At 43.3% G+C, this 298-nt stretch carries 1 protein-coding gene; it reads left to right on the top strand.

Annotated elements, in window-relative coordinates:
- Window positions 1–298: FAD-dependent oxidoreductase (locus ACG9ZB_RS17055; protein ID WP_419326828.1), on the top strand; the 298-nt coding region annotated here is incomplete at both ends.

The raw sequence follows: 298 nt of genomic DNA, 5'->3' as shown, positions 1-298 counted from the left end.
TCCCATCACCGACCATGTCATTCATGGGTGATGTGTCTATGCACCCTGAACAAGTGAATTGTTATAGTACACATACCAATGAAAAAACCCATGACATCATCCGTGGTGGTTTAGATCGTTCTCCGATGTACACTGGTGGTATTGAAGGTGTGGGCCCACGTTATTGCCCATCCATTGAAGACAAAATTCACCGCTTTGCCGATCAAGACTCACATCAAGTGTTCTTAGAGCCTGAAGGTCTAGATACACAAGAGCTTTATCCAAATGGTATTTCAACTTCACTTCCTATTGATGTGCA

This window comes from Acinetobacter johnsonii, from assembly GCF_048551975.1.
Taxonomy (GTDB): Bacteria; Pseudomonadota; Gammaproteobacteria; order Pseudomonadales; family Moraxellaceae; genus Acinetobacter; species Acinetobacter johnsonii_A.
The sequence above is the reverse complement of the archived record's forward strand: the minus strand, read 5'-3'. Positions and strand labels throughout refer to the sequence as shown.